The sequence below is a fragment of the Anaeromassilibacillus sp. An172 genome (assembly GCF_002160515.1).
Classification (GTDB): Bacteria; Bacillota; Clostridia; order Oscillospirales; family Acutalibacteraceae; genus Limousia; species Limousia pullorum.
Genome location: NZ_NFKS01000014.1, coordinates 54666 through 68984 on the forward strand (window position 1 = coordinate 54666; position 14319 = coordinate 68984).

The following is a 14319-nucleotide window of genomic DNA, read 5'->3' on the forward strand; positions in this document are numbered from 1 at the left end:
ATAAGGTTTTTTGAGTTTATTCATTATAAAAGAACAAAAAACAATTTTTTATTTGCACAGGGAACGACAGAAAATTTGCTTCCGATGGTTTATTATATACCTGTAACATTCCTGCGGAGGTGAAAGCGGTTGAACTTTATTTCAAAAGACGGCAATAAGGTAGTGGACATACCTATAAGGCAGATCCGACCAAATCAAAGTCAGCCGCGAAAAACCTTTAAGGACGAAGAGCTGAACTCCCTTGCCGCTTCCATAGAGGAAAACGGCATACTCCAGCCCCTGACAGTAAGAAGACTAAATCTTCAGGAATACGAGCTGGTTGCAGGAGAGCGCAGGCTCAGAGCGGCAGTGATTGCAGGTCTTAAAAGAGTTCCATGTATTGTGATAAAATGCACAGACAGGGAGTCGGCGATATTTGCGCTTCTTGAAAATCTGCAAAGGTCTGACTTGGGAATGTTCGAAGAAGCAAGAGGAATTTCACGGCTTATAAGGAAGTACAACCTTACACAGGAGGAAGCGGCGGCAAAGCTTGGAAAAAAGCAAAGCACCGTTGCCAACAAGCTCAGGCTTTTAAAGCTTACCATGGACGAGCAGGACTGGATAAATCAAGCCGGTCTTTCTGAACGCCACGCAAGGGCTCTTCTGAGAATAGCAGATGAAAATCTGAGAAAGGAAGCTCTAAGCAAGGTTATAAGCGAAAGTCTGAACATAAACCAAACCGAAGAGCTTGTGGACAACATCATCAGCAGCAGTTTTATCGCCGTTGACGACAAGCACAGAAAGAAACGTGTTGTCATAAAAGATGTGAGAATTTTCATTAACACCATAAACAAAGCCGTTGACACAATGCGGCTGGCAGGTATCAACGCCGTTAGCAAGCGTGCAGAAAACGACGATTACATCGAATACACGGTAAGAATTCCAAAAAATATATCTTCCAAAAAGGACGACGCAACAGACAACAAAACAGCCTAAATTTTTTACTGTGTACAAGCTTAAATTCCTCAACTAATATGCGTACACCTATTTAATATATCTGATTGGGCATCTGCCCTGTCATAGCCACTCATACCCATTTCCTTATCTAACCCCTTGTTAAAGGCCTGTGTTCCCCAAAAGCACAGGTCTTTACTCTTTTATATCCGACGGGGAAAGGTTAAGCTTGAAATTAACTCACGTTTTCCGTCGGGCGAGACCTTCTGTTTAATCTTCGGAATGGCTTGCTCACATAAAGCTTTTTATTACTCTTTTATATATAAACACACTTTGTATTGGTGGATTATTTTTTGTCTGGCGGTTAAACTCCCATATAAAAAATAAACTGGCGTTGTCAGCTGGGTGAACCCCTTTCCTTATTTTTGGGAATTGCTCGTCCCTACGGTGGGGCATTGATTTATCAGACACTTGTGTATGTACTGTTTCACGTGAAACAAATATATAAAAATATGTTTTTAATCAGGAAAAGTTTCACGTGAAACATTTTTTCTTCGATATGAATAACTAAATAATAAAAATTTAGTGTGTTGTATATGGAAATACCGCATAATGTGTGGTATAATTACGGGTAGAATATTGGAAGAATGAAATTTGAGGTGAGATTTTGGCAAAGGTTATTGCAGTGGCTAACCAAAAAGGCGGAGTTGGAAAGACTACAACTGCCGTAAATTTGGCAGCCGGACTGGGTTGTTTGTCAAGAAGAGTTTTGCTGGTGGATACCGACCCTCAGGGAAACTCAACAAGCGGAGTGGGAATAGACAAAAGGTCTGTTAAGATGTCAACCTACAATATTTTTGTAGACGGCGCAAAAGCCAACGACATTATTATGAACACAAAATTTCAGAATCTGCATTTAATGCCGGCAAGCATTGATTTGGCGGCGGCAGAGCTTGAAATGGCGGATATTCCTCACAGAGAGCAAAGACTTAAAACTTCCTTTGCTCCCATAAAGGAAAACTACGACTACATAATTATAGACTGTCCTCCCTCTTTGGGACTTATAACCACAAACGCCCTTACAGCGGCTGATACAATTCTTGTTCCTATTCAGTGCGAATATTATGCGCTGGAGGGACTTTCACAGCTTATGAGTTCGGTTAGAAGAGTTAAAAGACAGTACAACACAAGCCTTGAGATAGAGGGAGTTCTGCTTACAATGTTTGACGGCAGACTTAACCTTACTCAGCAGGTTGTGGCAGAGGTAAAGAAGTTTTTCCCGGGAAAGGTTTTCTCCTCGGTAATACCCAGAGGCGTAAGACTTTCAGAAGCTCCGGGATTTGGTTTGCCGGTAATGTATTATGATAAATCAAGCAAGGGCGCACTTTCATATATGTCACTTGCAGAAGAAATAATAAGAAAGGAACGCAACTATGGCTAAGAAGCTGGGGGGTCTTGGAAAAGGACTGGACGCTATTTTTATGGAAAACGAAAGTGAAAGTAAAAACAGTACGGTCACACTTAAAATATCAGAGATAGAACCCAACAGAGACCAGCCACGGAAAGATTTTGACGAGAGCGCATTGGCAGAGCTTGCCCACAGCATTTCTCAGCACGGAGTTTTACAGCCCCTTTTGGTTCGTCCACTTATCGGCGGAGGATACCAGATTGTAGCTGGTGAGAGAAGATACCGTGCATGCAGAATGGCAGGGGTTACGGAAGTTCCCGTAGTTATAAGGGAATTAAGCGACAGCGAAACAATGGAGCTTGCTCTTATTGAAAATCTGCAAAGAGAAAACCTGACGCCTATTGAAGAGGCGAAAGGCTTCGGCGTTTTGGTGGACGAGTACGGAATGTCACAGGAAGAGGTTTCCCAGGTTGTGGGACGCTCACGTTCCGCAGTGGCAAACTCTTTAAGACTTTTAAATCTTCCTAAGGAAGTTTCCGACATGGTGGAAAGGGGAGAAATCTCCGCCGGTCACGGAAGAACTTTGCTTGCCCTTGGAAGCGAGGAAGAGATGATAAATGCCGCAAAGCAGATTTATGAAAAAGAGCTTTCCGTAAGGCAGACAGAAAAGCTGGTGAAAGCGATAAACTCAGAAAAGGACAAATCTCAGAAAGAGGATAAGCAGGAAAGAATATCCTTAAAGCCATCCTATTTCAGCGAGGTTGAGCTTGCACTTACAGAGTATCTGGGCAAAAAGGTAACTGTTACCGGTTCAAAAAATAACGAAGGCGGAGTTTTGCAGATAGAGTTCTATTCTCAGGACGAACTGAAAGAGCTTGCAAATAAATTACACTAATTTTTGTATCCGCCTTGGAAAGATTTATCTGTCAGAAAACAATCGCTATTGCGGCGGTTTTAACTTAGTTTTCCTGACTGAAATAGCTTTTTCCTATTTAAGCTTTGATTATATGATTGTTTCACGTGAAACAAGTTTTTTCAATGTGAAATTAGTTTAATATATAATTAAAATTCATAGCATTAAACAGTGTTTATTTTGTTAAATACCTTACTGCTACCGGGCGCACATGTTAGTGTGCCCCTACGATATAAAAAATATAATTTAATAAATAGTTAAATGAAAGCGAGCCATTCCAAAGATTAAAGAAAAGGTTTCGCCCGACCTGAAATTGAGTTTATTTATAAAAATAACCTTTGCAGGTCGGAAATAAAATAAAAAAGGTTTCGCCCGCCTTGAAACAAAAGTTAATTTAAAGTTTAACCTTTGCAAGGCGGATAAAAAAATAAAGGTTTCGCCAGACCTGAAACGATTTTAATTTCCATATTAAACCTTTGCAGGTCAGAAAAAAATAAAAAATAAACCTAAATGAGAGCGAGCCATTCCAAAGATTAAAGAAAAGGTCTCGCCCGACGGAAAACGGAAGCTAATCTATAGCTTAACCTTTCCCCGTCGGTTATAAAATAAAAAGGAGATAGTTAGGTATGTTGGATATTAAATTTGTGAGAGAAAATCCGGAGATTGTTAAACAGAATATCAGAAATAAATTTCAGGATAATAAGCTTCCGCTGGTTGACGAGGTTTTGCAGTGGGACGTTGAAAGCAGAAAGGTAAAGCAGGAAGCAGACTCTTTGAGAGCTGATAGAAACAGACTTTCAAAGCAGATCGGTGCTTTGATGGGTCAGGGCAAAAAGGAAGAGGCAGAGGAAACAAAGAAACTGGTTACTTCCCAGTCACAGCGTTTGGCAGAGCTTGAAAAACTTGAGGCTGAGTATGCTGAAAAGATTAAAAAGAATATGATGACTATTCCTAATATCATCGACCCAAGCGTTCCGATAGGTAAGGACGACAGCGAGAACGTAGAGGTTCAGAGATACGGTGAGCCTTTTGTTCCTGATTTCGAGGTTCCTTATCACGCTGATATTATGGAGAGATTTAACGGTATTGACCTTGACAGCGCAAGAAAGGTTGCTGGCAACGGATTTTACTATCTTATGGGAGATATTGCAAGACTTCATTCAGCAGTTATTTCCTATGCAAGAGATTTTATGATTAACCGTGGATTTACCTACTGCGTTCCTCCTTTTATGATTAGAAGCGAGGTTGTAACAGGCGTTATGAGCTTTGCAGAAATGGACGCTATGATGTATAAGATTGAGGGCGAGGACCTTTATCTTATCGGTACAAGCGAACACTCAATGATAGGTAAATTCATTGATACAATAAATAACGAGGCTGATCTCCCTTATACACTTACAAGCTACTCACCTTGCTTCAGAAAGGAAAAGGGCGCACACGGTATCGAGGAGAGAGGCGTTTATAGAATACACCAGTTTGAAAAGCAGGAAATGATAGTTGTCTGCAAGCCTGAGGACAGCATGATGTGGTTCGATAAGCTCTGGCAGAACACAGTTGATTTGTTCCGTTCAATGGATATTCCTGTAAGAACCTTGGAGTGCTGCTCAGGAGACTTGGCAGACCTTAAGGTTAAGTCCGTTGACGTTGAGGCATGGTCACCAAGACAGAAGAAGTATTTCGAGGTAGGAAGCTGCTCCAACTTGGGCGACGCTCAGGCAAGAAGACTCAAGATAAGAGTAAACGGCAAGGACGGCAAATACTTTGCTCATACACTCAATAACACAGTTGTTGCTCCTCCAAGAATGCTCATCGCTTTCCTTGAGAACAATCTCAACGAGGACGGTTCTGTAAGAATCCCGGAGGCTTTGAGACCATACATGGGCGGCGCAGAGGTTATTATTCCTAAGAAATAAGCTGTTCGGAAAAGTGCCTATATTCAGACCACGTGAATTGTAAAAAGTTCACAAAAATTTAATTTTGAAATATTTTGACTTTATAAGCAATTTGAGGTGTGATATAATGATTATGGGAATTTATTTCAAATAATTCATTGGCAAGGAGTTGTTTATAATGTATAAGTTAGGTATTGACCTGGGCGGCACAAATATCGTTGCCGGTGTTGTGGATGATGAATATAAGATTCTTGCAAAAGCAGAGTGCAAAACAAATATTCCACGTCCGGCAGAGTCAGTTTGCGACAGCATGGCAGAGGTTGCTAAACAGGCAGCAGAAAAAGCAGGAGTAAACTGGGACGATATTTCTTCTGTAGGTATCGGCGTTCCTGGTGCTGTTAATCCTGTAACAGGAATTATCGCATATTCTGCAAACCTTCTTTTCAAGGATTGGGAAATCGTTAAGATGATGGAAGAAAGACTTGGAAAGAAAGTTTACATAGAAAACGACGCAAACGCAGCTGCATACGGTGAGTTCCTTGCAGGTTCTGCAAAGGGTGCTACAAACGCTATTGCTGTAACTCTCGGCACAGGCGTTGGCGGCGGAATTATAATCAACGGTAAAATCTACAGCGGTTCAAACTTTGCAGGCGCAGAGATTGGCCATATGGTTATTGTTAAAGACGGAAAGCCATGCGGCTGCGGCAGAAAAGGCTGCTGGGAAGCATATGCTTCAGCTACAGGTCTTATAAACCTCACAAAAGAGGAAATCGAGAAGGAAGACCCTGAAACTTCAGTTATGAAGAAGCTTGCTGAAAAAGAAGGTAATGTAAGCGGAAGAACAGCTTTTGACGCTATGCGTTTGGGCGACGAGGGCGGCAAGAAGGTTGTTAATGAGTATATCGACTACCTTGCATGCGGCGTTGCAAGCATTATTCACATTTTCCAGCCTGACGTTCTCTGCATCGGCGGCGGCGTAAGTAAAGAGGGCGACAACATTATTCTTCCTTTGAGAGAAAAAGTTGCCGGCGAAATTTACAAGGGCGAGAGCAGCTGCTTGCAGACAAAGATTTGCGTTGCAACTTTGGGAAATGACGCAGGTATTATCGGAGCTGCATGCCTCGAAAATTTATATTGATGATACAACAATCAGGACATGATTTCATCTTAATAAAAGATGGTGCAGACCAATTATGGTTTGCACCATCTTTTTCTTTTTAAATGGTTAATAATAATTAAAGCAGGGTCAATGTATAAAATAAGTTGTTTTTGGAATAATAAAAAATAAAGTTAAATGAGGGCGAACCACTCCAAAGATAACAGTAAAAGGTCTCGCCCGACCTGTAATGATGTTAATTTTTAAAACAAAGTCTTGTAGGTCGGATATAAAAAAAGCGGATATAAAAAATTTTTAAAAAAAGTATTGACAAAAGGGGGAGGATAGTGTATAATCTCAACTGTTGACGTTGCCATAGCGCAGCAGAAAACTAAATGGCGGAATAGCTCAGTTGGCTAGAGCATTCGGTTCATACCCGAAGTGTCGTAGGTTCAAGTCCTATTTCCGCTACCAAATGGCCCGGTGGTCAAGCGGTCAAGACACCGCCCTTTCACGGCGGTAACACGAGTTCGATTCTCGTCCGGGTCACCATTTTGATTTCAAGATCTGCTGGTGTGGTGGAATAGGCAGACACAAGGGACTTAAAATCCCTCGGACTAATAATCCGTACCGGTTCAAGTCCGGTCACCAGCACCAGAAGTCTTTACATATATGATAACTCAACCGAAGGTATTAACCTTCGGTTTTTTTGTTTTTTATAGCCGATTTATTTCCGCCTTGCAAGGGTTTAGATTAAAAATAAACATCGTTTCAAGGCGGGTGAGACGTTTTACTTATTTTTTGGAGTGGCTTGCTCTTATTAGACATTGTTTTTATATCTGTATTGATAAAGTGGCATATTATTTATTAGAGAGATTAGCTCTCGATAGTGTTTACCTTTTAATTTTAAAAAGTTATCAACATAGAATTAAAGGAATGTGGATAAGTAATTTTGTTTAATCAAAAAACCCGGCAAAGAGTTAATCTTTACCGGGAGTGTATTTTCCTATATATTTCAGGATTTAACCTGTTTTAGTTGTTTTCATTATGCGTAAATTGTGCTTGGCTGCATATTGTAAGTTATGTTTTCTTTGGATACCATAGCTATCGGAATATGTGGCGCAGTTTCGTGGAATACAAGAATAAAGCTGTTAAGTCTGCCGTCGGGCATTCCTGTTACAAGCTGTTTGGCGTTAATTTTTTCTGCGAAGTCAACTGCGGTCTGCGGAGCATCGTCGTTAAAGATTATAGTCATATCACCTCCCAAATCCTTGGATGTTTTGTAAAGATACTCAATCTCGCTGCTCATAAGACTGAGGTCTTCAACCGGTGGATGTACACACAGCACATGAAGCTGCATATCTTTTGATGAAGCTATTTTTTCTCCCACCTTTATAAGGCGGTCGCAGTCATGCTGACCTGTAACACAAACAAGTACCGACGACCTATTGTGAGAATCCATCTAAATATCACCTCCTTAATATGTATCAATCATACCATATAATTATGATAAAATAAAGGGGTAATTTGTGTTTTTTCTATGAATAAATTGCAACAAAAAAGACAATTTTTAGATTTGTTTTGACATTATTAAAAATATTAACATAATTATTGAAAAAGGTTCCTGATGATATATTATGCATTTTAATTTTTTATGTTGATAAAAAATTTTTTTGTTAAAAAATAAAAATGGCACGTGAGTATAAGTGAGTATTTGCGAGAAAACAAGAGAAAACGAGAGTTTGTATAAAGTTAAATTAAAATAATCAAAAAAAGTGTTGACAGGGAGATTTTAATGTAATATAATCATCATTGCGAGATTAAAGAAATAAAAACAGGAGGATATTCGCTATGTCAACATATATGGCTAAAAAAGGCGAGGTTGAGCGCAAGTGGTATGTTATTGATGCAGCCGGCAAGCCACTCGGTAGAGTAGCAGCTCAGGCAGCAGTGCTTCTCAGAGGTAAGCACAAGCCAACTTATACACCACACGTAGACTGCGGCGACCACGTAATCATCATCAACTGCAAGGATGCAGTTTTGACAGGTCACAAGCTCGTTCAGAAGAAGTGGCAGCGTCACACAGGTTACATCGGACACTTAAAGGAAACACGTTATGATACACTTATGGCTACAAAGCCTGAGAAGGCTATGGAGCTTGCTGTTAAGGGCATGATTCCTTCAAATACAATCGGCAGAGAAGCTATGCTTCGTCTCAGACTTTTTGCAGGTTCTGAGCACAATCATCAGGCTCAGAAGCCGGAAAACTGGGAAATGTAAGGAAGGAGGACGCTTAAATGTACGATAAGGCAGCATATTTTTACGGTACAGGCAGAAGAAAAAGCTCTGTTGCAAGAGTAAGACTGTATCAGGGAACAGGTAAAATCACAATCAACGACAGAGATATCGACGATTATTTCGGTCTTGAGACTTTGAAGCTCATCGTTAGACAGCCTTTGGCTCTCACAGATACAGCTGAGAAGTTTGACGTAGTTTGCAGAGTTGCAGGCGGCGGCGTTACAGGTCAGGCTGGTGCTATCCGTCACGGTATTTCAAGAGCTCTTCTCCAGTACGACAGTGAGAACCTCAGATCAGCTCTCAAGAAGGCTGGTTTCCTCACTCGTGACCCAAGAATGAAAGAGCGTAAGAAATACGGTCTCAAAGCAGCTCGTAGAGCTCCACAGTTCTCAAAGAGATGATTTTTATCTCCACCGTGCAAGACTTCTGTTTATGCATTACGTTCTGCACACGGTGGGCGAAACCTTCCGTTTAATCTTTGGAATGGTTCGCTCTCAATGGGGTTTGTGTCAGCAAATCTTTTACATTATAAATTTCACCCGTGGTTATTTTCGACCACGGGTGTTTTTTTATTTCCACCGTGCAAGACTTCTGTTTATGCATTACGTTCTGCACACGGTGGGCGAGACCTTCCATTTAATCTTTGGAATGGTTCGCTCTCAATGGGATTTGTGTCAGCAAGTCTTTTACATTATAAAAACACAACCTTTATTTCATTTGAAGCCACGGTTTTTTATTTTTGTTATGATATTATTCTGTAGGTTTCAAAACACAGCTTTTTATCAACATATAAATAAGAAAAGTATTTAAAAGGGAAATCTATTTTGGTTATCATTGACCATTGACATATTTTTTATATGTGTGTAAAATAGTTAGTGTTCTAATAATTAGATATCTAAATAAAATAAGGGGTGAAGAAATGACGTTTCATTACCTGATGATGGCGTGTCATACTAAGATACAGAAAAAGCTGTATTCACGTCTTAAAGAAACAGGTTTAACAATAGGTCAGCCTAAAATCCTTGATTATCTCAAGGACAACGACGGAGCTTTGCAGAAAGACATAGCCGCCGCCTGTCACATTGAGCCTGCCACATATAAACGAAAAAGTTATCAACATTGAGATGGCTCTATGTTGATAACTTTTTTGTTTGGTGATATAATAATAAAAATAATAGGAAATAAGCCGAAAAATAGATTTTAAGGGTGAGATTTGTATGAAAAAGAAGACTCCTACAAACTGTGAAACCTGTAATAACTATACCTATATAGAGGATTACGGATATTTTGTCTGTGATGTAAACTTGGATGAGGATGAAATGGAGAAATTTATAACAGGAAATTTTTCAAACTGCCCTTATTACAGGTCTGACAATGAATATGAGATTGTTAAAAAACAAAACTGAGGTGTACAAAATGGGTATAAAGAGATTAAGTCTATGTTTTTTTGGGATAATATTTGCTTTTGTTTTATCGGCATGCGGAGCCGGTGTAGATGTGTCAAAGCTTGAACCCGGAATAGATGATGCAAGAATATCAAATGTGGGCGTTTCCGTAAAGGTTGACAGCCTGGAAAAAGACGGAGACAGCCTAAATCTAAATCTTGTTTATCAAAACAACACAGACAGGGATGTGGTGTACGGCAAGGAACCACGGCTGGAAATTCAGATTGACGGTCAGTGGTACGAAATGAATATTAAAGATGACGCCGCATGGGAATCAATAGGAATTGTCATAATCAGCAACACCACTTCAGAAGAACAGGTGGATTTAAACATGTATTACGAGGATTTACCCTCCGGCCACTACAGATTTTTAAAGCGCATAGACAGCTTCTACCGAGCCGCCGAATTCGACTTATAATTTATTTCCGCCTTTTTTATATCTGCCATGCCTAACTTCCAAATGACGGTAAGGTTCAGCACATGGCGGGCGAGACTTTTATTTTATTACCGACCTGCAAAGGTTATTTAAAAAAATAAACATCATTACAGGTCGGGCGAAACCTTCTGTTTAGTCTTTGGAATGGTTCGCTTTCATTTAACTTCTTATTATTCTTTTTAAGAACTATATGTTCTTACGATTTGATTATTCTATAAGACTATATTATAAAACAACCGTGGTTCAAAAATTTAAAGAACCACGGTTGTTGTTTTAATATTAAAAAATCAAACCTAAATGTGAGCGAGCAATTCTAAGTCTCTTAACAAAACGTCTCGCCCGACCTGAAACGGTGTTAATTTCCATGTAAGGCGGAAATAAAAAACTTGCTATTCTCAGTCAGGAAAGCAAACCTCACCCCGCCGCATAGTGGAAGTTTTATGCCAGATGAACCTGTCCAAGGCGGAGCTAAAAACTACCAGTTGGAGATGTGGGATTTTTGGAGGGCGCCGGTTATTTTTTGGGTGAGTGAGGGGTATTTTGCATCCAGCTCCTCTAAAAACTTTTTGGTTTCCTCACGGTTTGTTACACCGTCGGCGGGGCATAGGCTTTTGCATACGGGCAGTGAAAGCCTTGCGGCGGTGTTTCTCACAATTCTTTCTGTGCAGAAAATCATGGGACGGATAAGATAAAGGTCACGTCGGGAAAGATAGCTTTTAGGACTGAAACATTCGATAGTTCCCCCGTTTAAAAGGTTCATCATGAAGGTTTCGGCGGCGTCGTCCTGGTGATGTCCCAGAGCCAGCTTGTTGCATCCCATTTCCTTGGCTACACGGTGGAGAACACCACGGCGCATTTTGGCGCAGAGGGAACAGGGATTTTTCTCTTTTCTTGTTTCAAATATAATGTGATAAAGCTCTGTGGGTTCTATGCGGTATTCCACCCCTAATTTGTCACAGAGAGCCTGTATTTCGTCGTATTTGCCCGGCCGGTTGTAAAACATAGGGTCGGCAGTTATGGCCTTTACAACGAATTTCTTGGGGTAAAAATTCGACAGTAAAGCAAGACCCTGTAAAAGCACAAGGCTGTCCTTTCCGCCGGAAACGCCCACGGCAATAACGTCGTTTTCATCTATCATATTGTATTTGTCCACAGCGGCACGCATAAGACTTAATATTTGTTTCATAAAATCTCCTTGAGTTTTTTTAAGATATTTTATCATAGAAAGAAAATAAAATAAATAGTCAGAGTAAAGGTTATTTATCTTATGCTATTGATTTAAAAAATAAAATAGGCTATAATAAAACGAAAGAAAAATAATATTTCGGAGGAATCCTGATGAAAAAAATAATTGCAGTTCTCGCCGCAGTGATGATGTTTGCATCTGTAGCAACAGCTTGCGGTGTAAGCGACCCTCTCAATACAACAGAAGCTCCTACAACAGCAGAAGCAACAACAGAAGAGGTTACAGAACCACAGGTAGATATCAACGACTACAGCGACACTTTTGAGGACCTTTGCAGATATATGACAGATATGACATATGTAAGCGGAGAACCGACAGAAATGACCGCAGAGCTTATCGGAGCAAAGGAAGGAAAGAAGTATTCCTTTAATTACGGCGGCGGCACTGTGACAGCTGAATTCTATGTTTTCGACACTGAAAATCTTGACGAAACAGGAGAAAAGACAATCGCAGACGTTAAGGCAAACGGAAAGTTTAAAATAGGAAATCTTCCTGAAACAGAAGCAGTTCTTTCCGACAACGGAAAATATCTCATGGTATACAGAGATACAGCCTATGACGCATCAAAGCCTGACAGTCAGAATACAATAAGATATAACGAAGTTATGGAAGCTTTCAAGTCATTCGGAAAATAATCCTTTTAAAGTAAAAGAGGTAAGCCACAGGGGCTTACCTCTTTTTGCTTAAGATGTATATGAGGATGTCGTTTACTTAAGTCTTGCGCCGCAGTTGCCGCAGAATAAATCGTCTCCGGAATGAACAGCACCGCACATTGGACACTTGTTCTGTTCAGCCTGTTCCTCGGGCTGTACAGGGTTCTGATTAAATATGTCGTTATGAGAATTTGCAGTTTGCTCTTCAAAATCCTGGCTGAAATAAGGATTTGCATAGGCTTTATCAGCGTCAGAAGACTGCTGAGAGCTTCCATAAGGATTCTGGTACTGCTGACCGTTAAACTGATTATTGTCGTTTACAGGAGGCTGCTGAGGACGATAGGAGTATCCCATGTTCATGTTAGGAGCCTGACCGTTTGTGTTCTGATTGTAAGGATTGAACTGACCGTTGTTAGGCATAAATCCGCCGATAGGATTTGCGCCTGTGGTAACTGACTTTACAAAAGAATTGTAAGAAAGTGCAAATACAGCAAGGAAAACAGAGTTTACTATGCTGATAAGACTTGAAATAACAGTCATAGCTGTAGCTGTGTCCAGGCTTGTGAATAAAGAAATAACTGAGAACACGCAGAAGATAATAGAAAATACTGCGAAAGCCACTGCGCTCTTGCTTACAATCTGTACACTGCTGAAGCTTGTGTGAATTGAAGAAAAGAAGCGGAACTGGAATAAGTAGTAAAAGAAAACAATCAAGGCGATAATAATCATAAAAACGCCGGCAGTAGTCATAATGCTTGCTTCATATCTTGAAACCTCGCCGGATGCTATAAAGAGAATAAAAGCTACTATAATAAGAAATACAGCGAGAATACAGGTTGCTACAAAGGATATAATGCTTATAACCCAAAGAAGAGTTGAACCTGCTTTTGGATTTGACTGTGGGTCAGGGTTCTTTGATTTTGAGTAAAGCAGGAAGTAACCCAAAGCAGTTATTATAGTCATTGCAATACTGCATATTGATATAATAACAAATATAGGCTGTGCGCTGGAATAGAAGCGTGCAAACTGCCCGTTCGTTATGTAGTTGTAATAGCGGACAGTTGTATTAAATGATCCAATCTGCATAAAGAAAGAAATTATACTTATTAAAGCAGATACACCGCCCACAGCGGCTAAAATAATAACAACCGGTTTAGAGAAAAAAGTTTTCAGCAAACCGGAATTTTGCTCGTAAGGATTGTAATTACCCATAGGAGCCGGGTTGTTGTACATATTTTGGTACATAAAATTACCTCCATAAATAAAATTCAATTACCATAAAGCAAGTAATTTAAGTATATTGTACAAGAAAATTTCCAGGAATTCAATAGATTTTGAAAATAATAGTTGAAAAATAGAATAAACAGGTGAATTCAGCCTATAAAAACATTAAAAAGAGGATGTATTAAAATAATATCTATATTAGATGTATAATACAAATAAAATACTTCTATACTATATGTATGGCAAACAGCGGATAAATGTAAAAGAGTTTTAAAAAAATTATAAAAAATTTTGAAAAGAAAGAAATATTTTTTTGAAATCTCAAATTTATTTAGAAGCTGAAAACATAGAATAAAGGGAAAAACAGGTGAAAACAGGTGAAAATGGGGTGAAAAGTGTATAAAAACATAGAGATAAGCTGAAATATAATATTCAATGTGTCAAACCGAAAAAAAATCAAAAAAATTCAAAAAAAGTGTTGACAAAAGGAGTGTAATGCTATATAATAGCAACTGTTCCGCTCGGGACGACACGAAAACAGCGAAACGCTGAGAGGCGAAAAAGCTGATAGGAATGGGAAAAACGAGCGAAACAGGACCTTGAAAATTAAACAACGAAATATAGTAAGAACCCGTAATGACTTTGAGTAAATACTCAAACAATTACAAGTGAGAAAACACTAAAAATCACGGATACGTTAGTGTATCGAAAATGAGCATCAAGCTCTAAGATTGATTTGAACATCGAAAGATGTTGAGATACAGATTTTAGAGAG

14 protein-coding genes and 3 tRNA genes are annotated in these 14319 nt (G+C 39.5%); 14 read left to right on the top strand and 3 right to left on the bottom strand.

Annotated elements, in window-relative coordinates:
- Positions 1 to 129 precede the first annotated feature (129 nt).
- From B5F08_RS07880 to B5F08_RS07915, 8 genes are all read left to right on the top strand, one after another.
- The gene (locus B5F08_RS07880; protein ID WP_087378085.1) at positions 130 to 975 is read left to right on the top strand and encodes a ParB/RepB/Spo0J family partition protein; all 846 of its coding nucleotides are present in this window, start codon (positions 130 to 132) and stop codon (positions 973 to 975) included.
- Positions 976 to 1600: 625 nt separating this feature from the next.
- Positions 1601 to 2374, top strand: a complete 774-nt coding sequence (locus tag B5F08_RS07885; protein WP_087378087.1) for a ParA family protein — start codon at positions 1601 to 1603, stop codon at positions 2372 to 2374.
- Entirely contained in the window at positions 2367 to 3236 is an 870-nt protein-coding gene (locus B5F08_RS07890) for a ParB/RepB/Spo0J family partition protein (RefSeq protein ID WP_087378088.1), read from the top strand. The genes B5F08_RS07885 and B5F08_RS07890 overlap by 8 nt, the downstream gene beginning before the upstream one ends.
- A gap of 644 nt (positions 3237 to 3880) precedes the next feature.
- A complete protein-coding gene (serS, locus tag B5F08_RS07895) occupies positions 3881 to 5167 on the top strand; it encodes a serine--tRNA ligase (RefSeq protein ID WP_087378090.1) in 1287 nt (428 codons plus the stop codon).
- A 157-nt stretch (positions 5168 to 5324) separates the two neighbouring features.
- On the top strand, positions 5325 to 6284 hold the full coding sequence (locus tag B5F08_RS07900; RefSeq protein WP_204245170.1) for an ROK family protein: 960 nt from the start codon (positions 5325 to 5327) through the stop codon (positions 6282 to 6284).
- 355 nt (positions 6285 to 6639) lie between these two features.
- Positions 6640 to 6716 (top strand) — tRNA-Met (locus B5F08_RS07905).
- Between the two features lie 3 nt (positions 6717 to 6719).
- Positions 6720 to 6794, top strand: a tRNA-Glu gene (locus tag B5F08_RS07910).
- A 17-nt stretch (positions 6795 to 6811) separates the two neighbouring features.
- Positions 6812 to 6899 (top strand) — tRNA-Leu (locus B5F08_RS07915).
- A gap of 388 nt (positions 6900 to 7287) precedes the next feature.
- Here the strand turns inward: B5F08_RS07915 and B5F08_RS07920 are convergent.
- Entirely contained in the window at positions 7288 to 7704 is a 417-nt protein-coding gene (locus B5F08_RS07920) for a hypothetical protein (protein WP_087378092.1), read from the bottom strand.
- A gap of 389 nt (positions 7705 to 8093) precedes the next feature.
- Between B5F08_RS07920 and rplM the strand changes: the two genes are divergently transcribed.
- From rplM to B5F08_RS07945, 5 genes are all read left to right on the top strand, one after another.
- Positions 8094 to 8522: a 50S ribosomal protein L13 gene (gene rplM, locus B5F08_RS07925; RefSeq protein WP_087378094.1), complete on the top strand. Its 429-nt coding sequence runs from the start codon at positions 8094 to 8096 to the stop codon at positions 8520 to 8522.
- A 17-nt stretch (positions 8523 to 8539) separates the two neighbouring features.
- Entirely contained in the window at positions 8540 to 8941 is a 402-nt protein-coding gene (gene rpsI, locus B5F08_RS07930; protein ID WP_087378096.1) for a 30S ribosomal protein S9, read from the top strand.
- 518 nt (positions 8942 to 9459) lie between these two features.
- Positions 9460 to 9663: a hypothetical protein gene (locus tag B5F08_RS07935; RefSeq protein ID WP_087378098.1), complete on the top strand. Its 204-nt coding sequence runs from the start codon at positions 9460 to 9462 to the stop codon at positions 9661 to 9663.
- A gap of 94 nt (positions 9664 to 9757) precedes the next feature.
- Positions 9758 to 9946, top strand: a complete 189-nt coding sequence (locus B5F08_RS07940) for a DUF6472 family protein (protein WP_087378100.1) — start codon at positions 9758 to 9760, stop codon at positions 9944 to 9946.
- 91 nt (positions 9947 to 10037) lie between these two features.
- Complete coding sequence (locus B5F08_RS07945; RefSeq protein ID WP_143256371.1) at positions 10038 to 10403, top strand: immunoglobulin-like domain-containing protein; 366 nt, start codon at positions 10038 to 10040, stop codon at positions 10401 to 10403.
- A gap of 493 nt (positions 10404 to 10896) precedes the next feature.
- Here the strand turns inward: B5F08_RS07945 and B5F08_RS07950 are convergent, their stop codons facing one another.
- Positions 10897 to 11607: a tRNA 2-thiocytidine biosynthesis TtcA family protein gene (locus B5F08_RS07950; RefSeq protein ID WP_087378104.1), complete on the bottom strand. Its 711-nt coding sequence runs from the start codon at positions 11605 to 11607 to the stop codon at positions 10897 to 10899.
- A gap of 152 nt (positions 11608 to 11759) precedes the next feature.
- On the opposite strand from B5F08_RS07950, the gene B5F08_RS07955 reads away from it, so the two are divergent.
- Positions 11760 to 12302 carry a hypothetical protein gene (locus B5F08_RS07955; protein WP_087378106.1) on the top strand — a complete coding sequence of 181 codons (543 nt, stop codon included), beginning with the start codon at positions 11760 to 11762 and terminating at the stop codon, positions 12300 to 12302.
- 72 nt (positions 12303 to 12374) lie between these two features.
- On the opposite strand, the gene B5F08_RS07960 is transcribed toward B5F08_RS07955, so the two are convergent.
- Positions 12375 to 13565: a hypothetical protein gene (locus B5F08_RS07960; RefSeq protein WP_087378108.1), complete on the bottom strand. Its 1191-nt coding sequence runs from the start codon at positions 13563 to 13565 to the stop codon at positions 12375 to 12377.
- Between the last annotated feature and the right edge of the window lie 754 nt (positions 13566 to 14319).

Excerpts from the sequence above, each read along its gene's own strand:
- B5F08_RS07890 (WP_087378088.1), top strand. The coding sequence starts at position 2,367 with ATGGCTAAGAAGCTGGGGGGTCTTGGAAAAGGACTGGACGCTATTTTT.
- serS (WP_087378090.1), top strand. The coding sequence starts at position 3,881 with ATGTTGGATATTAAATTTGTGAGAGAAAATCCGGAGATTGTTAAACAG.
- B5F08_RS07900 (WP_204245170.1), top strand. The coding sequence starts at position 5,325 with ATGTATAAGTTAGGTATTGACCTGGGCGGCACAAATATCGTTGCCGGT.
- B5F08_RS07920 (WP_087378092.1), bottom strand. The coding sequence starts at position 7,704 with ATGGATTCTCACAATAGGTCGTCGGTACTTGTTTGTGTTACAGGTCAG.
- rplM (WP_087378094.1), top strand. The coding sequence starts at position 8,094 with ATGTCAACATATATGGCTAAAAAAGGCGAGGTTGAGCGCAAGTGGTAT.
- rpsI (WP_087378096.1), top strand. The coding sequence starts at position 8,540 with ATGTACGATAAGGCAGCATATTTTTACGGTACAGGCAGAAGAAAAAGC.
- B5F08_RS07935 (WP_087378098.1), top strand. The coding sequence starts at position 9,460 with ATGACGTTTCATTACCTGATGATGGCGTGTCATACTAAGATACAGAAA.
- B5F08_RS07940 (WP_087378100.1), top strand. The coding sequence starts at position 9,758 with ATGAAAAAGAAGACTCCTACAAACTGTGAAACCTGTAATAACTATACC.
- B5F08_RS07950 (WP_087378104.1), bottom strand. The coding sequence starts at position 11,607 with ATGAAACAAATATTAAGTCTTATGCGTGCCGCTGTGGACAAATACAAT.
- B5F08_RS07955 (WP_087378106.1), top strand. The coding sequence starts at position 11,760 with ATGAAAAAAATAATTGCAGTTCTCGCCGCAGTGATGATGTTTGCATCT.
- B5F08_RS07960 (WP_087378108.1), bottom strand. The coding sequence starts at position 13,565 with ATGTACCAAAATATGTACAACAACCCGGCTCCTATGGGTAATTACAAT.